This is a genomic window from Algoriphagus sp. AK58 (assembly GCF_014324365.1).
GTDB lineage: Bacteria > Bacteroidota > Bacteroidia > Cytophagales > Cyclobacteriaceae > Algoriphagus.
Genome location: NZ_QEIG01000006.1, coordinates 27,454 through 44,907, shown reverse-complemented (window position 1 = coordinate 44,907; position 17,454 = coordinate 27,454). Strand labels below are relative to the sequence as shown.

Sequence of the window (17,454 nt, the reverse complement as noted above, 5' to 3'; positions counted from 1 at the left end):
AGGCTCTGGATTTTTGGTTTACAAACACTTAATGAGCAAAACCAATTAACCCAGATTTATTGTAAAAGTGGATCCTTTACCTATCTCACTGACTACCTGAAGATTAGCCCCAAGACTTTCCGCAAATTCTTTACAAAGTAAAAGTCCGACACCTGAACCTTTCTCCCCCTCAGTACCCCTGGAGGAACCGATTTTGCGAGAAAACAAAGAATCAATCTTTGAAGGACTCATACCGATCCCATCGTCTGAGATGTGGATTTTACCATTTCCTTTAGCTTCATAGGAGATCAAAATCTGCCCTTCCGATGGGGTAAATTTTAAAGCATTGGTAATCAAATTTCGAATGATGAAGCTCAATCGATCTCGATCGGTGTGGATAATTACTTCGTCAGGTATTTGGTTGATAATCTTGAGTTTTTTCTCTTCTGCTGCTGGCAAGACCAGCTGAATGGATTCGGAGATAAGCTTGTCAAGATTGACATCAGAAAATTTCACCTGACCTAAGTTCGTTTGGGCCTGAGACCATTCCAGAAGATTCTCCAATAGGGTGTGAACGGTGTGTGTCTGCTTGGAAATTTTTGGAATCACATCATTCAATTCTTCCTCAGAAAGCAGTTTTTTATCCCAAAAATCCAACAGGGCGGTCAGTGAGTTCAGTGGAGTTTTGACATCATGAGAGATCACCGAAAGCAAACGCTCCCGAGTGACATTGGATTCCTTGAGAGCTGTATTGGTCTCACTAAGGAGCTGTGACTGAAGCTCAATTTCGGCATTTTTCTGTCTCAGTTCACTCAAGAGTTCTCTTAGCTCCTTTTGAGTTTTGGCCAATTCAGCATTTTTCTTTCTCTGAAATAGCCCTATTCCAATCAAACCAACTGAAATAACCACCATCCCGATCAGTAGCTCATTTCTCCTTTGGAGAGTCAAGTCAAGAAATCGCTGTTCTTCGAGAAGCCTTTGATTTTCGAGTTCTTTTTTCTCTGACTCATATTGGATCAAAAGATCTTCCTGTATCTTCTGTTTGGTTTCATTATTTAGCACCGTTTCAGCTTCGAGCTTTTTCTTATTGAAAGTAAGGGCTTTTTCAAACGCTCCAATCGCCTCATAGGCCTCAGAGAGATTACCCGCAGCATTGGAAATCTGATAAGTAGATTCCAACTTTTCGGCAATCTCATAGGCTTCGAGGGCATGATTCAAAGCCTTATTCTTATCTCCTACTTCCAAGTGAAAACCAGTCAACTGTGTCAGCAGGGAAATCCTAAGCTCCGGGTCGTCGATACCTTTGGAAATCTCCAATCCTCGACTCAGGTAACGTTCGGCAATCATGTATTTTTTCTCAGCCTGAGCCAATTCCGAAAGTTGATTAAGTGTATTCACCAATCCCCGGGAATCATTTAATGCAGTCTTTACCTCTAGGGATTTAGCCAAATACACTTTGGCAGAATCCAAATCCAATGCTTCTCCGGAAGCTTTCCATCTGTCTCGGTAGTAGCTGCCAATGTTGTTGAATAGTAGGCTAAGCCCTCTTTGATTGTTTGAAAGTTGAGCGTAAACCAAGGCTTTTTTATATCGGACTACTGCCTCATTACTTTTTCCTGTCCGATAGAGTATGTTGCCAAGATTGAGATGGGACTCGATCAATCCCGTAGTGTCTTGGATGGATTCCCTGATTTTGAGTGCCTCCAGATTAAGCTTCATGGAGTTCTCAAAATCAGATTTGATCAAATAGGCGACTGCTTTGATGTTGAGCGCATTGGCTTTCATTTTTGAATCTTTAGCCTGATTCCCAAAAAATATCGAAGAATCCGCGTAAGCAATGGCAAGATCCTGATCAGAGCCATAATTGGCACGTGCAAGTGAATAAAAAATGGAAGCTTTGGTGGAGGGATCCTTACTTTTCTTCAACTCCAGAATAAGACTATCGGACAAGGGATTTGAACCTTGAAACCAAAAAAGTAAAATAAATAAAATAGTATTCATGGGATTTCTTATCTCAAGCAGCAATCAATAATGGTATGGAAAGGTGAATCAAGTCTATCTCTAATCACATGGAAGGGAGTGAATTTAAGTCGATTTTTGGTTCCTGATATCAGTACTTTTTCATTTACTTAAAATTGATAATAAAATGAAGAAAAGTATCGTTGTGAAACAAATTGATCCTTAGAGAACCCTAATTTTTATATCTCTAAACATCACCCCTTGCCCCTCACTTTGCAGGCCGATGTAGCCTGACTTCAGGGGAGTGCCGTCCACTTTGAGGGCAGGATCATATCTGTTAGCAACGCCTCCACCGATTTGGGGTTTGCTGTAAGTCAAGACCGTATCTCCGTTGACCAAATGATGCACGATGGAGTCGCCATAGACGATCAGTTCCGCTTTTACCCATTGATCCCATGGGAAAGTTGGACCCGAAGAATTGATACAGTGACGTTCATCGACTTTTCCTTCAAACATCACGTCAGTTCCGGGTGAACACATATTGCCTGTTGGTCTGGGTACTCCCTCCTTTTCCTCCGCATACATCTGATACTCTACCGATATCGGCCAATCCTGCTCTTTCAAAATCGTCTCGGGAGCCTGCGAATGAAACATCACTCCCGAGTTTCGGTAAGTGTAGCTAGGCGCATCCTCCATAAACTGATCCGTAAACCGATACTCCCAACTCAGGTGATAGCTCGAAAAAGGCTTCTCGTAAAACAAGTGCCCAAATCGATCTTCAAATTTTTCATACCCATCGTAATTCACCACAATCGCTCCATCCTCCACCCGAAAGGTATTCGCATAATTGTCCCCCGCCTCATGTTGATGAATCTTGGGCGTCCAGCCAGCCAAGTCTTTTCCGTTGAAAAGGACTTGCCAATCTGACTCGGTAGGTTGGATGGCGACTTCTTCTTTTTCGGCTTTTTGACAAGAGAGAAGAATAAGGATGGAAAAGAGAAAAAGAGTAGGTTTCATAGAGGTTGGGGATTGCTTTGGGGATTAATGTTCTATGGGGAAACAGACCATGGCGAAAGAGAAGACGATTAACCCTCCAAGGGTTTTGAACCCTTGGAGAGTTGGTTGAGCTTAATGGCTCCAATCGTAGGTATCTACCTGCTCAAGACAGGCGACAAGTAGGGAAATGGAATCAGAGATGTCTTTTTTGTGTGCCATCTCAATCACTTGATGCAAGTGCCGGGTTGGAATAGAAATCGCTCCTGCGATCGAACCCTGCTTACCCATCCGCTGAACTCCCGCCGTATCAGTACCTCCTGCCGTAAGGATCTCAGGTTGCCAGGAAATAGCCTCCTTCGTGGCTGTCTGCTTCATGAACTCCACCATGCGGTAATCGCAGATCGTCATAGCATCCATGATTTTAATGGCGGTACCTTTGCCTAACTCGGTTACTTTTTCATGTGCCGCAGCTCCCGGAACATCAAAAGCAATGGTGGTATCGAGTGCAATACCAAAGTCCGGATTGATGCTATGAGCTGCCACATTCGCACCACGGATTCCGACTTCTTCTTGGACGGTAAAAGTGGCGTAGACATCGTAGGAAGGGTTTTCAAGCTTTTTCAAGGCTTCGATCAGGATAAATACCGCCACGCGGTTATCGATTGACTTGCAGTTGACGCAGTCGCCCATTTCGATTAATTCTCGGTCCCGGGTAACAGGATCACCGATGGAAATGTATTTCTCCACTTCCTCCTTAGGCATTCCCAAATCGATAAAAAAATCGGTGGTTTTTGGAAGCTTTGCCCGCTCCTCCTGGGTCATTACATGGATGGGTTTGCTTCCCATCACTCCGATCAAGTCCTTTTTACCATGCACAATCACGCGCTGTGCGGTGAGGGTCTTGGGATCGAATCCACCCAAGGTGTGAAATCTCAAAAAGCCCTGCTCGTCAATATGAGTGACGATAAAGCCGATCTCATCCAAGTGGGCAGCGACCATGACACGCTTGCCGTCAGGATTTCTATTTCCTCGCTTGATCGCAATGACATTGCCGAGATTGTCTGTGCTGACCTCATTGGCATGCGGCTTGACCAGATCAATAACCAAGTCTCTGACACGCTTTTCAAAGCCCGGCGCACCGGCGATTTCACAGATTTGCTTGAGTAGGGGGACGTTTATTTCGCTCATAGTTGGAATTCTTCTTTTTTCGAAAATAGCCAGAAAAACAAAACCGGAAGGGAGAAAATTCACTTCCGGTTTAAAATACTCTAATCGAATCGGTCGAACTACTTTTTCAGCCGATACCTACCCTCCTCATTCTTAACAAATCTGAATACCGCCTCTAAACGTGGAATCTTTAAAACAGAGACAGAATCCAAGTCATCAAAAAGCTGATCAAAATCTACTGGAAACCGCGGGCAGGAAGTATAACCATCCATTTCCCCATCAAAAATGTAGCTACTGATTATGACACCGTCGTTTACTGCTCTTTGTGCAAGAAACTCAGAATCCAAATAACCAATCCCGAGCTGCTGAGAAGTGGCATAAGGACGAACGAAAAGAAGTGTGTCCCAAGATCCGGAATTAATTTTGGTAAAATCCACCACAATTTCAGATTCAGAAACTACTTGATAGGTGAATTCAAACTGCTGTCTTTCCCAAAGGGAACATGCGGAAAACAAAACCACTATTAGGCTATTAAATATTAGTCGCTTCATAAATTCAGATAAAATTAAAAATCTCCTCTTTGCTGCTGACCAAAGACAACAAAAGCCTCCGCCAATTTTCCTTCTACCCAAAAGAGCCTCAATTCTCCTTTATCCATGATATAAATGAAGGAATAATCAAAGCTTGAAGGAATAGTATCAGGATAACTTGTGATAATTTTAGAATCACTCCTTGTACCAAAATTCCTAGCTGCATAAGATTTAGGATAGCGCTGTTTAAATTCAGCCAAGGTGAGATCCTGAAGAGCTTTTCCTTCAAGGCTGAATTTTTCTGGTTTTTGAATTGCAATTGAAAAGGATTGGTTGCCCTTAGTTACCAAACGGAATCCATTAGCTTCAAAGGTGGAAAATTCCCCATTTTCGGAGAGTTTTTCCAAACCCAACTCCTGTACAAGCATTGAAGCATTCTCTTCAAAAACAGACTTGCCATCCATCATCAGGGACGACTTATCCAATTCTTCCCGATCACTGACGATGCGTAGAAAATCAGTTTCACTTTCTCTTCCCCACCAGCTCACCGTGTCAGTTGGATAAAAAGATGGGATGCTAATTTCTCCGCCTCCATCCGCTGGAATAGGACCTTTTGCCGAAATATCAGAGTCCTTTGCAGCGTTTTTACACGAAACCAAAAAAATCAAAAAGACCCAAAGTGGTAGCCCTCTTTTAAACATTAAGATCTGATTTGATCTGATTTGATCTGATTTGATCTGATTTGATCTGAAATAATTTTTAAACATGATTTTTTTAAAAGTTTGTGTTTAGAAAATGGTTTGGTTTACTCGACTCAAAAACGAATTTTTTACGGCCATAAAAATTTCTTAAGTAATAAGTGGAGTGAATTCCCAAAAAACAACCCCCAACGAACTATTTTTTATTCAATAGCTTATAACTTCTTGAATTTCAAAAAGAAAAATTTAGAAAAAGCTGGTCAAGGCAGGTTAGCTAACTAAAAAGACCTGTCAGGTTTTCAAAAACCTGACAGGTCTAAGAGCGCTCCCCTCCATCAAAAAAGCCTCTGAATCCACAGATCCAAGGGCTTTCCAAATTCAAGCTGTGACCTCCTGAGGGACGGGAATCTGGAGGTCGAAGCATCAAATCTCAAACTTCTAATCTCTAATTAATACGCTCTGACCACTTTGCCCTCCATATAGTTGGCAAAGGCACGGTTGACCACGCGCGTACCTCCCGTAGTCGGATAGTCGCCGGTAAAATACCAGTCCCCCAAGTGATCCGGGATGCATTTATGCAAGTTGTCTACCGTCTGGAAAATCACTTTCACCTCAGCATGAATTTCAGAAGTAGTCACAATTTCGGCGACTTTGTCTGAAATTTCCTCATCGGTAAATGGGGCATACACCTGCTTTACGAAGTTCTCGGAATTGTGAGGTTGAGATATACAAGACTCATACACTTGCTCCAATAGATTTTCCATTTTGCGCTCCTTGATCAGGGCGATGGCCGCACGGAAGGCGATAAATTCCTTCATTCGGGACATGTCGATGCCATAGCAATCCGGATAACGAATCTGAGGAGCGGAGGAGACGATCACGATTCGCTTGGGATTCAGCTTATCGAGCGTGGTGAGGATACTTTTCTCCAAGGTAGTTCCTCTCACGATGCTGTCATCGATCACCACTACGGTGTCAATTCCAGGACGGATCACTTCGTAAGTAGTATCGTAAACACTCGCTACCATCGAATCTCGGTCCTCATCACTCGTGATAAAGGTCCGCAGCTTCACATCTTTGCTAACCAATTTTTCGACCCGTGGGCGGAAACTCAGGAGTTCATCCAGATCGCCGACATGAGGTTTCCCATCCAGCAGGACTTCCTTTCTTTTGGCTACCAAGTATTCATCCAATCCCTCGATCAAGCCCAAAAAGGCCGTTTCGGCGGTATTGGGAATGTAGGAAAACACGGTGTTTTTCAGGTCAAAGTCAATCGCTTTCAGAATCTGAGGAATCAAGGCTTTGCCAAGATTTTTTCTTTCCTGGTAGATTCCCGGATCTGTTCCTCTCGAAAAATAGATCCGCTCAAAAGAGCAAGACTTCTTTTCTCTGGCAGGCAAAATCTCATCCTCAGAGTAGGAACCGTCCTTATTGATCACGATGGCATGACCGGGCTTAATCTCCTTGATGGCATTGAAATCAATATTGAAAGCTGACTTGATAGCCGGTTTCTCTGAAGCAATTACAATGACCTCCTCATCCGCATAGTAAAACGCAGGACGAATACCGGACGGGTCTCTCACCACAAAAGCAGAACCATTACCGATCATTCCCGCCATGGCATAGCCTCCATCAAAGTCCCTGCAGGACCTTCTCAGGATTCGGGCCACATCGAGTTCATTTTCAATGATGTGAGTAAGCTGTTCGTTGGTGTGGTTGTGCTTGTATTTGTCGAAAATGCGTTGATTTTCTTCATCCAAAAAGTGTCCGATTTTTTCCATCACGGTAACGGTATCGGTTTTTTCCTTAGGGTGTTGTCCGAGTTGGACTAGTTTTCCAAAAAGTTCCTCGTTGTTGGTCATGTTGAAGTTGCCGGCCATGACGAGGTTTCGGCTTCTCCAGTTATTCTGCTTGAGAAAAGGGTGGCAAGTTTCGATGCTGTTTTCTCCGTGGGTTCCGTATCGAAGGTGTCCGAGCCAGACTTCACCGGAGAAGGCGATGTTTTCTTTGAGCCATTCCCCATCGCTGAGGGCATCGTGACCTCCTAGTTTCTTGGCCTTTTTGTACTTCTTGTTGATTTTCTCGAAGATGTCGTTGACTGCTGAGGGTTCTACCGATCGGTACCGGCTAATGTATCGGGTACCCGGCTTAGTGTTGATCTTGATGTTGGCGACTCCGGCTCCATCCTGGCCTCGGTTGATCTGCTTCTGCATCAGCACATACAGCCTGTTGGCTGCAAAAGAGGCGGATCCGTATTTGTCGATGTAATATTGAGTGGGTTTGCGCAGCCGAATCATGGCTATACCGCACTCATGTTTGATAGCATCACTCATGGAGAAGGACGAAGGTTCTTTTGAGACTTCAAAGGTACGTGATTTCAAAAGATTTATTTGTGACAAAAAGTTCTCTTAGGAAGAATTATCTATGGTTGGTCAAAAAACGGGGTGCACTGACAGGAAATGAACCTGAGCCCTTTTCCACTAATTCAATCTGGGGAAAAATTCCCCACTATTCTACATCCATTTTTTCAAAAAAGTAGGAAATAACCGGTTTTGGGCCCTTGGCACGGGCTTAGCATTAATCCTAACACCATCGGAAAACAAGTTTCCGAAATCAGATCCGGATTCTGAATTATACTAAACCAAAAAACTAATTACCATGAAAAAGACCATTTTAATGTCCACCCTTTTGGTAGCCGGTGCGGCTTTTGTTCAACCTGCAGTGGCATCAGTATCAACCGATGCGATAGAAATTTCCATTCAGGAAGAGAAAGTCCAAATCAATGCCAATGAACTTCCAGAGCCTGTAAAGACAACTATCGCCGGTGATGAAACGCTCAAAGGCTCAGCAATTTCAGAGGCTTGGAAGATCACCAGCGTTGACAAAAAAGTTCATTACAAAGTAACCTTTACCAATGCGCAAGGTGAAAAGATGGACAAAAACTACGACGCTGAAGGAAATGAAATAAAAGAGTAAGTTGCTAGATCCCTCTAATTAAAAAAGCGCCGGACGTCTGTCTGGTGCTTTTTTTGTAACCTAATTAAAAAAAAGCGAAAACCATGGCCCATATCTTATTAGTCGAGGATGATTTGACCTATTCGAGGATAGTCAAAAACTTTTTGGAAAAAAATGGATTCGAGGTGAGCACCTGCACTAAGGTGAAAGAAGCTCAAAATCTGCTTACCACGGAAAAAATAGATCTGACGATTGCTGATTTTCGTCTTCCTGATGGTACAGGGATGGAACTTCTTCAATGGGCCAAAGAAAAATTCCCCCAAATGCAGATTATCCTGATCACTCACTATTCGGATATCCGCATTGCCATCAAAGCGATGAAACTTGGGGCTTTTGAATACATCACTAAACCCATTAATCCCGACGAGCTTCTGGCCACGGTAAGGGAATCACTCTCCCAAAAAGCAAAACCAACTCCTGAGAAAACAGAGGAAATCCCTTCTCCTCTGGCAAAATCTTCTTCAGCTTCCCATTCTTCTTATGTCGTGGGAGATTCACAGGATGCAGAGAAATTGGAAAAACACATCCAACTGGTAGCTCCCACTGACTTGAGTGTTCTCGTGCTGGGAGAGACCGGCACAGGAAAGGAACTCATATCCAAACGGATACATGAATTTTCTTCCCGTAAAAACGGTCCGTTTATCGCCATCGACTGCGGGGCACTTCCCAAAGATCTCGCAGGTTCGGAACTGTTTGGCCATGTCAAAGGCGCATTTACCGGAGCTTTGGACCACAAAACCGGCCACTTTGAAATGGCAAACGGAGGCACCATCTTTCTGGACGAAATCGGCAACCTGAGTTATGAAGTGCAAATCCAGCTTCTACGGGCCATTCAGGAAAGAAAAATCCGTAAAATCGGAGGCAACAAGGAGATTGAGATCGATGTACGGATTATTGCTGCCACCAATGAAAACCTGCTTTCCCAATCCGGAGAGGGGCTTTTCAGGGAAGATCTATACCACCGTCTCAATGAGTTTACCCTACATGCCATCCCTCTTCGTAACCGAAAGGCGGATCTGGAACATTTTGTCCAAAACTTCATCGAAGAAAGCAATCAGCGCCTCAACAAATCGATCAAAAGTCTGGCACCTGAAGTGTGGGAAACGTTCTATTCCTATGACTGGCCGGGAAATCTAAGAGAACTCCGAAATATGATCAATCGGGCTGTACTACTCAGCGCAAGTGACCGAATCGAACGAGATGCACTCCCTTCAGAATTGCTCGAGTCCCAATTTTTTGAGAAAAAGATGACCTCTGAGTCCTCCCCCGCTTCTTTCTCTTCTACTATCGCTCCCGCAAGGTCAATCCCTGCAGGAGATTACAAATCCCACTTTCAAGAGCAGGAGAAAGAATTGATTCTGAAAGTGCTTCAAGACACAAGGTACAACAAGTCCAAAACAGCCAAAATCCTCAAAATGGACCGTAAAACGCTTTACAGCAAAATGGAAAAATACGGTCTGGAATAATCAGGCAGTCTGATTGATCTTGTCCTTAAGGGCTTGAAGCGTTTCCCGGGTGAGTTGATCCAGGGTATTGAGTGGCTCAATAATTCCTGATTTATTGTTGATTTTGAGACTGTTTTCCACTTTTCGGGCAAATGGACTTGCCGGGCTTTTGATTTGTCCCAAGCGGCTACCTAGTTGATGGCAAATCTCAAGCATCTCATCCCATCGGTCATTCAGTCTGGCTTTGCTGAGTTTGACAAGGTCAGCCTCCGTGGTGCGAATTAGGTCTTTGATGATATCCTGAAGCAACTCTTCATCTCCCATGCAAAACTTCTCCAAATCATTTAGCTGGTAAGGCATTGACATATCATTGGGCTGGGTATTTCCTTCGATTTTTTGAGCTTTGGTCCTTTCGGGAAAAAGGATCCCAAGTTTTTCGACCAGTTCTTTTTCCTGAAAAGGCTTTAGAATAACATCCTGAAAACCTTGATTCTGGAGTTTTTCCTTCTCTTCTACAAATACATTGGCAGTCATGGCCAACACCGGCAACTGGGAATAAAAGTCCATGGATTTGAGAGATTTGACCACTTCATATCCGGAAATTTCAGGCATCTGAATATCGATTAAGGCAAAATCAAAAGGCTCTACCGAAAAAGAATCTCTGAAGGAAACTCCTCCTTGATAGGTTTTGACCTCTGCTCCAAAATACTCCAATACCAGCTGAAGGTACTTTAAGCCTACCGCATCATCATCCACCAATAGCACTTGAATCCCTGTCAAATCGACCGTCTCCGCGTTGGATTTGGTATCGGTCCACTCAGGCACAGGGCTGGTTTGCATGGGAATGCTGACGTGCATCAGGGTACCTTTCCCATACTCGCTTTCCACCTTGAGTTCGCCCTTCATCAAATCTACCAAGCGCTTGACTATGGCCAATCCCAATCCTGTACCTCCAAACCTCCTCGAAACCGAAGTGTCTGCCTGATCAAACTCCTGAAACACTTTTTCCAACTCTTTGGGCTTCATCCCAATGCCGGAGTCTTTCACTTCCAGAAAAAGCATTCCTGACTTCCATTTAATGGAAACATCAATTCCTCCTTTTTTAGTGAATTTGAAAGCGTTGCTCAGGAGATTGTTGAGGATTTGCTTGAGTCGGAGTTCGTCCCCGATCAGCCATTGATTTTCGGGCAATTCAATGTTCCACTCAAACCCTAATTTTTTTTCTTTTGCGCTCAGCTCAAAGAAGTTTTGAATGTTTTCAAAAAGCCCGATAGGGTCAAAAGGATAATTATCCAGCTTAAGTTTTCCCGCCTCGAGTTTGGAAAAATCCAAAATATCATCCACGATTTCCTTTAGCGTGTCTGAAGCAAAGCCGATCATCTGAAGATGGGAAAGCTGATCGGAGTTAAGGGGTGTTTTTTTAAGAACATTTCCATACCCCTGAATCAGGTGAAGCGGATTTCGGATTTCATGGCTCATATTGGCCAAAAACTCTTGCTTGGATCTAGCCAACTCCTCCGATTTTTGCCTGGAAACTTCCAAATCCTCCTGATAGCGTCGGTTGATCCGAATCTCTTTGAGAATGGAATAGATCAAAGCCAAGGTGGACAAGACCGCCAACACCACCACCATGATCAAGAAAAAAGTAACATCAGAAACCAGGCTAGCTGCCTGACGACTTTGTTCATTGGAGGATTGGATAGTTTGAGCCTGCAGATCTCCGATCAATGCCTGAATGGTCGAGGTCAGAGTGGCCTGCTTTTGAAAAATATCCGATTCGAGACGTGCCAGATTTTGCCTCTGCACGGATTCTTCACGGTAAATTCTCCCCATCACCCTACTCAGGGAATAGAGCACACTATCCAAATTTACTGTTTTGGACTGAGAATTACTTTCTGCGTTTTGCTTTTGAAACTGCTGTAGGTAGCGAATGATTCGGTCCTCATCAGCATTTAAGACACTTGATTGCCGCTCCAGATTGGCTTGGGCCTGCTGCTGCAGTTCAGAGTTTCTAAGTTGTCTTGGATTTAATTCTCTCAAGGGCTGGGTCTCTAGGGCCAATGCCCTTCTGCGGATACTGATCTCCAGTCTTCGGAGAGCTTCCTGGGAAAAATTCCGGTTGGAAAGATTTCTTTTTACATCATACAGATCCTGATACCCATTGATCAATAAGGCCAAATTTTCACGAATGGACTGGATAGAGCGTGTTTCCACCGTATCAGAGGAGAGCGTATCCAGCTTAGAAAGCTTTGTCTCCAAGAAAAGGATGGTCGAGTCCTTGATCCGAACGTCGTTGATGGAACTTTCCGAACCTATTTGGGTAATTTTAAAGACCTCCTCCTGAAGGGAATTCAATAAATCCAGCTTTTGATTGGGCTGGGCAAGCTGATCCACAGATTCCACCAAGCGATTCAGGGAAATATAGGTAAGACCTGCAACCGCAATCAAAAAAATGGTTGCTACAAAAAAACCAAAGACGACCTTTCGGCCTGTGGAAGTAATGGTGGTCAAGGGCTTAGCAGTCTTGTTGAGCCCTTGACTAACCAATTTCTATTCCAAGCTGATCAAAACCTCAATAAAATATAGCCTTGAGGCACATAGGTCGTAATGGTGGTAAGGGCAGAATGAGCGATTCTCACCCCAGGCCAAAGATCCGAAGTCTTAAGATTTCGGGCGATCAGAGACTGTCCACAGACCATTATATCAGCACCTGCTTCTTTTAGGGCCTCGAAGACAGCCAAATTAGGATTGTCGACTTCAAATCGCTTTTTGTAATTCTCGTGAGTCAACAACGTGAAAATACCTCCGCCGTGAATAATCACTTTTACTTTTAGTCTGTCCTTGGTCACCCCAGCCAAACCATGAAGATTCATCATTCTGGCCACATTGTCCACAAATCGGGAAATCTGCTTATTATCTTCCGAGGGAGAAGTAAGGTCTACCAGAATTTTGTATTCCAAGGTTCCGTCGGGGCGCTCTGTGGCATCAGGAATTTCATAGATACCTCCGAATCCTTTGACAATAGGAAACTGCGGTGTCTGCGCAAAGACAGAAAGGCTGAAAGCAAAAAGAAAGGCTGAAAGCGAAAACTTGATAAGGTTTTTCATAAGGCAGGTGAATAGTCGGAAAAGGTAAAAATTTTTCGGCCACAAAAAAGCCCATTCAAAGAAAAAAGCCCAACCGATATCTCAGTTGGGCTTTGTGCGCATGAGAAGATTCGAACTTCCACACCCGAACGGGCACCACCCCCTCAAAGTGGCGTGTCTACCAGTTTCACCACATGCGCGTATTAGGGTCAGCAAAAGTAGAAATCCAAGGCAATCGATGCAAACCTGATTCAAGGATTTCTTGACTTTTTTTGAGTTTTATCCAAAAACCTTCTTTTCGGCAGATTGAAGGGTATTGTAAAGTAAAGCTGCAATCGTCATCGGACCTACTCCACCCGGCACAGGAGTGATTGCAGAGACCAAAGGAGCTACTTCGTCAAACTTCACATCTCCAATCAGTCTGAACCCGGACTTTTTGCTTGGATCATCGATTCGGTGAATTCCCACGTCGATCACTACCGCCCCTGGCTTCACCATGTCGGCGGTGACAAACTCCGGTTTGCCGATCGCTACGATCAGGATATCAGCTGTTCGACAGATTTCTGCCAAATTTTGCGTTTTGCTGTGTGTCAGAGTTACGGTGGCATTTCCTGGATAGCCATTTCTCGCCATAAGAATACTCATCGGGCTGCCTACAATATGGCTTCTACCAATCACCACACAATGTTTTCCAGAAGTTTCTATTTGATATCGCTTCAAAAGTTCCACGATTCCATAAGGAGTTGCAGCCACGTAGGCTGGCCAGTTGAGTGTCATTCGTCCTACATTGGCAGGAGTAAACCCATCTACGTCTTTTTCTGGCTTGATCTTGTTGGTCACCTTATCCACGGAGATATGCTTTGGAAGAGGGAGTTGAACAATCAATCCGTCGATGTCCGGATTTTCATTGATGTCTTCTACCACTTTGAGCAGTTCAGCCTCTGAGATATCTGCCTCAAGACGCACCAAGGTGGACTGAAATCCCACTTCCTCGCAGGCTTTTACTTTGGCACCGACATAGGTTTGGCTAGCGCCGTCGTTGCCTACAAGTACAGCCGCCAAGTGGGGCGTTTTTCCGCCCTCGGCTTTGATTTCCGCTACTCTGGCAGCGATTTCATTCTTGATTTCTTGGGATGTCTTTTTTCCGTCGATTAATGTAAACATACTGTTTGGGGTTGGTCGAATTCACTATTCGACATTCTGTGTTCGAAATTCATTATTCAAAATCCATTCTTTTCAGCAGTGGTCACACTTTTGACAAAAATGGAAATCAACTGATTGCATTCATCCTTCATCAAGTTTAAAAATTCAAGATCCGGATGAAGGTTTGATCTTTCAGTGATTTTCAAAGCCACTAAGGTTTCACGCAACTCCTTTAAAATCACTTTCAATTTGTGAATGAAATCCCTTCTGGATTCACCGCTTTGAGCTTCTCCATAATTTAAGGCAGGACTAGTTCCGCTACGAAGCATTTGTCCTGAGATATGGCTACCTGCCTTCGTTGGAATCATACCATCCATAAACAATATGATTTGGGCTGCAAAATCAATCAATGTATCCTCTAGATCAAACTTCTTTCCCATGGCAAATTTGAATTTTAATTAAAAAACAAGAAAACCATGTAAAGTAGAATGATCTAAAGGAATAGAAGAAGGAATTTCAAATAGAGAACAGAATAATAACGAATGAAGAACTTCGAATTTCGAACATCGAAGTGTTAATCCAACTTCAACACCGCCATAAACGCCTCCTGAGGCACCTCGACGTTGCCGACTTGTCTCATACGCTTCTTACCTTTTTTCTGCTTTTCTAGAAGCTTTCTTTTTCGAGAAATATCACCGCCATAACACTTGGCCAACACATTCTTTCGAAGCGCCTTGATCGTCTCACGGGCAATGATCTTTTGTCCAATAGCAGCTTGGATTGCAATCTCAAACATTTGCCTTGGTACAAGCTCTCTTAACTTTTCACAGAGTCTCTTGCCCCACTCGTAAGCTTTGTCACGGTGCACGATGGCAGAAAGCGCATCCACAGGTTCACCGTTGAGCATGATATCCAAACGCACCATGTGGGACGGTTGGAATCCTTTCAGTTCGTAATCCAAAGAAGCATAGCCTCTGGAAATGGTTTTCAACTTGTCGAAGAAGTCAAACACGATCTCCGCCAAGGGCATATCAAACTGCAATTCGACACGGTCGGCAGTCAAGTACACCTGATTTTTGATCTGTCCTCGCTTTTCCATACACAGCTGAATCACAGGCCCTACATAATCGGAAGCTGTAATAATGGAAGCCTTGACAAAAGGCTCCTCAATATGATCCATTTTGGTAGGATCCGGCATATCGCTGGGGGCATTGATGACCTGCACCGAACCATTGGTCATAAGTGCTCTAAACTGAACCGAAGGCACCGTCGTGATGACGGTCATGTCAAATTCTCGCTCCAATCGCTCCTGTACGATCTCCATGTGGAGCATACCCAAGAATCCGCAACGGAATCCAAAACCCAAAGCGGCGGAAGTTTCAGGTTCCCACACCAAGGAAGCATCGTTCAATTGGAGTTTTTCCATGGAAGCACGAAGCTCTTCAAACTCGGTGGTATCTACCGGATAAATCCCTGCAAAAACCATCGGCTTCACATTTTCAAACCCTTTGATCGCTTCCTTGCAAGGATTTTTCACATGGGTTATCGTATCTCCAACCGCCACTTCTTTGGCCACTTTGATACCGGAAATGAGGTAACCCACATTACCGGCACTCATGGTCTGCTGAGGAATTTGGTTGATACCGAGAATTCCGATTTCGTCTGCAAAATATTCCTTCCCTGTATTTACAAATTTGATTTTGTCACCCTTGTTGATAGTACCATTGAAGATCCGAAAGATTACTTCTACTCCACGGAAGGAGTTAAACTGAGAGTCAAAAATCATCGCCTGAAGCGGTGCCTCTGGATCTCCTTTCGGGGCTGGAATACGCTCCACGACAGCATTGAGGATATCTTCGATTCCAATCCCCTCTTTGCCGGAGGCCAAAATAATATCTTCACGATTGCATCCGATCAAGTCAATTACTTCATCGGCGCGGCTTTCGGGATCGGCTCCCGGAAGGTCAATTTTGTTCAACACCGGAATGATTTCCAGATCCTGACCCAAAGCCAAATAGAGATTGGAAATGGTCTGAGCTTCGATTCCCTGGGAAGCATCCACAATCAACAACGCGCCCTCACAGGCGGCAATGGATCTGGACACTTCATACGAAAAGTCAACGTGTCCCGGAGTATCGATCAGGTTGAGGATATACTCCTCTCCCTTGTAGGTGTACTTCATCTGGATCGCATGAGACTTGATGGTGATGCCCCGCTCTCGCTCCAGATCCATATCGTCCAACACTTGGTTTTGCATTTCGCGATCAGAGATCGTGTTGGTAAACTGCAACAACCTATCCGCCAATGTACTCTTCCCATGATCGATATGGGCGATGATACAGAAATTTCTAATGTTTTTCATAAGCTCTTCGTGGCGCAAAAGTAGGAAAAAAGAGGGTTTGATTGATAGGGAATTTGAAATAGGCTTATATCGGGTTTACACTTTCTGAAATACATTGGAAATATGGTAGAAATACTTTTTGCTTCGCAAAATGAAATAGGCCTACTGCGAGATCATTACCCATAAAATATTATTGAAATACTTTATGCTTTTAAGGATGAAATAAGCCTAAAGCCAGATGATTTCAACCGAAATACACTTGAAATAACTTTTGCTACGCAAAACGAAATACGCCTTCGGCGAAATAATTTTGGTTGATATGATCCGGTGTTTCCGAACTGCAAAGCTTATTTCACCTCGCGCAGCGAGGTTTATTTCTAGTGTATTTCAACTGTAATTCCACTGTATTTACATCATTTCCTACTTTTGCTTTTTCATTAACCCAATTCCATGCAATCTGTTGCCGAAAAGAAAAAATCCCAAAACATCGGAGAATACCTGATCTACATGTACCAAATGGAGGATCTAATCCGATCTTTTCAGGGAAACATGGAGGAGATCCGAGAATATGTAATTGCACACTATCCAGTATCGGATGCCGAAAAAAAGAAAATCACGGAGTGGTTTGAACGGCTATTAACCGAGATGAAGAGCCAGGGAATACTGGAAAAAGGCCACCTAAAAGAGCTAAACACGCTGGTAGACCAACTGCTACAGCTTCACTACAGATTGCTGAAATCCGATAAATCCTACTTCCAAACTTATCACCAAGCCAAACCCCATATTCTTGATTCTATTTTGGCAGCCAATGGGGAAAATCCCGGCAACGAAATCCAAATCTGCCTCAATGGGATCTATGGACTTCTTCTTTGCAGATTGCTGGGAAAAAAAGTAAGCGATCAACAGGCCAAAGCAGCCGAAGCGTTTGGGGAGGTCCTGAGCTTTCTCAATCTCGTTTATCAACAAGAGTTGATAGAAAGAAATTGATTCTGGCGATCGATCCGTACGGGTTGAGGAAGTTATTTTTTGTAACAGTCTTTTTCCCTGGAATTAAAGTTTTACTTCCAGGTAGTTTGTATTTTTAGACAAACCGAT

At 43.8% G+C, this 17,454-nt stretch carries 14 protein-coding genes and 1 tRNA gene; 3 read left to right on the top strand and 12 right to left on the bottom strand.

What is annotated here, in order from left to right:
• Nucleotides 1–45: 45 nt before the first annotated feature.
• From DDT91_RS05460 to DDT91_RS05435, 6 genes are all read right to left on the bottom strand, one after another.
• On the bottom strand, nucleotides 46–1,929 hold the full coding sequence (locus DDT91_RS05460; RefSeq protein ID WP_187175137.1) for a tetratricopeptide repeat-containing sensor histidine kinase: 1,884 nt from the start codon (nucleotides 1,927–1,929) through the stop codon (nucleotides 46–48).
• Nucleotides 1,930–2,160: 231 nt separating this feature from the next.
• On the bottom strand, nucleotides 2,161–2,955 hold the full coding sequence (locus tag DDT91_RS05455) for a DUF1080 domain-containing protein (RefSeq protein WP_187175136.1): 795 nt from the start codon (nucleotides 2,953–2,955) through the stop codon (nucleotides 2,161–2,163).
• A 111-nt stretch (nucleotides 2,956–3,066) separates the two neighbouring features.
• The gene (locus tag DDT91_RS05450) at nucleotides 3,067–4,122 is read right to left on the bottom strand and encodes a M42 family metallopeptidase (protein WP_187175135.1); all 1,056 of its coding nucleotides are present in this window, start codon (nucleotides 4,120–4,122) and stop codon (nucleotides 3,067–3,069) included.
• Nucleotides 4,123–4,220: 98 nt separating this feature from the next.
• Nucleotides 4,221–4,652 (bottom strand): hypothetical protein, encoded by a 432-nt coding sequence (locus tag DDT91_RS05445; protein WP_187175134.1) that lies wholly within the window; start codon nucleotides 4,650–4,652, stop codon nucleotides 4,221–4,223.
• A 14-nt stretch (nucleotides 4,653–4,666) separates the two neighbouring features.
• The gene (locus tag DDT91_RS05440; RefSeq protein ID WP_187175133.1) at nucleotides 4,667–5,332 is read right to left on the bottom strand and encodes a hypothetical protein; all 666 of its coding nucleotides are present in this window, start codon (nucleotides 5,330–5,332) and stop codon (nucleotides 4,667–4,669) included.
• A 446-nt stretch (nucleotides 5,333–5,778) separates the two neighbouring features.
• The gene (locus DDT91_RS05435; protein WP_187175163.1) at nucleotides 5,779–7,662 is read right to left on the bottom strand and encodes an amidophosphoribosyltransferase; all 1,884 of its coding nucleotides are present in this window, start codon (nucleotides 7,660–7,662) and stop codon (nucleotides 5,779–5,781) included.
• Between the two features lie 325 nt (nucleotides 7,663–7,987).
• Between DDT91_RS05435 and DDT91_RS05430 the strand changes: the two genes are divergently transcribed.
• Together DDT91_RS05430 and DDT91_RS05425 are read left to right on the top strand one after the other, a co-directional pair.
• On the top strand, nucleotides 7,988–8,305 hold the full coding sequence (locus tag DDT91_RS05430) for a hypothetical protein (protein ID WP_187175132.1): 318 nt from the start codon (nucleotides 7,988–7,990) through the stop codon (nucleotides 8,303–8,305).
• 83 nt (nucleotides 8,306–8,388) lie between these two features.
• On the top strand, nucleotides 8,389–9,810 hold the full coding sequence (locus tag DDT91_RS05425; protein ID WP_187175131.1) for a sigma-54 dependent transcriptional regulator: 1,422 nt from the start codon (nucleotides 8,389–8,391) through the stop codon (nucleotides 9,808–9,810).
• Here the strand turns inward: DDT91_RS05425 and DDT91_RS05420 are convergent, their stop codons facing one another.
• The 6 genes from DDT91_RS05420 to lepA form a co-directional block, all read right to left on the bottom strand.
• Complete coding sequence (locus DDT91_RS05420; protein ID WP_187175130.1) at nucleotides 9,811–12,300, bottom strand: ATP-binding protein; 2,490 nt, start codon at nucleotides 12,298–12,300, stop codon at nucleotides 9,811–9,813.
• A gap of 53 nt (nucleotides 12,301–12,353) precedes the next feature.
• The gene (locus DDT91_RS05415) at nucleotides 12,354–12,896 is read right to left on the bottom strand and encodes a DsrE family protein (protein ID WP_187175129.1); all 543 of its coding nucleotides are present in this window, start codon (nucleotides 12,894–12,896) and stop codon (nucleotides 12,354–12,356) included.
• 95 nt (nucleotides 12,897–12,991) lie between these two features.
• Nucleotides 12,992–13,075, bottom strand: a tRNA-Leu gene (locus DDT91_RS05410).
• Between the two features lie 79 nt (nucleotides 13,076–13,154).
• Nucleotides 13,155–14,039, bottom strand: a complete 885-nt coding sequence (gene folD, locus DDT91_RS05405) for a bifunctional methylenetetrahydrofolate dehydrogenase/methenyltetrahydrofolate cyclohydrolase FolD (protein WP_187175128.1) — start codon at nucleotides 14,037–14,039, stop codon at nucleotides 13,155–13,157.
• A 56-nt stretch (nucleotides 14,040–14,095) separates the two neighbouring features.
• Nucleotides 14,096–14,458: a four helix bundle protein gene (locus DDT91_RS05400; protein WP_187175127.1), complete on the bottom strand. Its 363-nt coding sequence runs from the start codon at nucleotides 14,456–14,458 to the stop codon at nucleotides 14,096–14,098.
• 134 nt (nucleotides 14,459–14,592) lie between these two features.
• On the bottom strand, nucleotides 14,593–16,380 hold the full coding sequence (lepA, locus tag DDT91_RS05395; RefSeq protein WP_187175126.1) for a translation elongation factor 4: 1,788 nt from the start codon (nucleotides 16,378–16,380) through the stop codon (nucleotides 14,593–14,595).
• 429 nt (nucleotides 16,381–16,809) lie between these two features.
• Here lepA and DDT91_RS05390 point away from each other — a divergent pair, with 429 nt between their 5' ends.
• Nucleotides 16,810–17,346, top strand: coding sequence for a DUF4924 family protein (locus tag DDT91_RS05390; RefSeq protein ID WP_187175125.1), 537 nt, complete (start codon nucleotides 16,810–16,812; stop codon nucleotides 17,344–17,346).
• Nucleotides 17,347–17,454 lie beyond the last annotated feature (108 nt).

Excerpts from the sequence above, each read along its gene's own strand:
- DDT91_RS05430 (WP_187175132.1), top strand. The coding sequence starts at position 7,988 with ATGAAAAAGACCATTTTAATGTCCACCCTTTTGGTAGCCGGTGCGGCT.
- DDT91_RS05450 (WP_187175135.1), bottom strand. The coding sequence starts at position 4,122 with ATGAGCGAAATAAACGTCCCCCTACTCAAGCAAATCTGTGAAATCGCC.
- DDT91_RS05425 (WP_187175131.1), top strand. The coding sequence starts at position 8,389 with ATGGCCCATATCTTATTAGTCGAGGATGATTTGACCTATTCGAGGATA.
- DDT91_RS05445 (WP_187175134.1), bottom strand. The coding sequence starts at position 4,652 with ATGAAGCGACTAATATTTAATAGCCTAATAGTGGTTTTGTTTTCCGCA.
- DDT91_RS05415 (WP_187175129.1), bottom strand. The coding sequence starts at position 12,896 with ATGAAAAACCTTATCAAGTTTTCGCTTTCAGCCTTTCTTTTTGCTTTC.
- DDT91_RS05440 (WP_187175133.1), bottom strand. The coding sequence starts at position 5,332 with ATGTTTAAAAGAGGGCTACCACTTTGGGTCTTTTTGATTTTTTTGGTT.
- DDT91_RS05400 (WP_187175127.1), bottom strand. The coding sequence starts at position 14,458 with ATGGGAAAGAAGTTTGATCTAGAGGATACATTGATTGATTTTGCAGCC.
- DDT91_RS05390 (WP_187175125.1), top strand. The coding sequence starts at position 16,810 with ATGCAATCTGTTGCCGAAAAGAAAAAATCCCAAAACATCGGAGAATAC.
- lepA (WP_187175126.1), bottom strand. The coding sequence starts at position 16,380 with ATGAAAAACATTAGAAATTTCTGTATCATCGCCCATATCGATCATGGG.
- DDT91_RS05455 (WP_187175136.1), bottom strand. The coding sequence starts at position 2,955 with ATGAAACCTACTCTTTTTCTCTTTTCCATCCTTATTCTTCTCTCTTGT.
- folD (WP_187175128.1), bottom strand. The coding sequence starts at position 14,039 with ATGTTTACATTAATCGACGGAAAAAAGACATCCCAAGAAATCAAGAAT.
- DDT91_RS05435 (WP_187175163.1), bottom strand. The coding sequence starts at position 7,662 with ATGAGTGATGCTATCAAACATGAGTGCGGTATAGCCATGATTCGGCTG.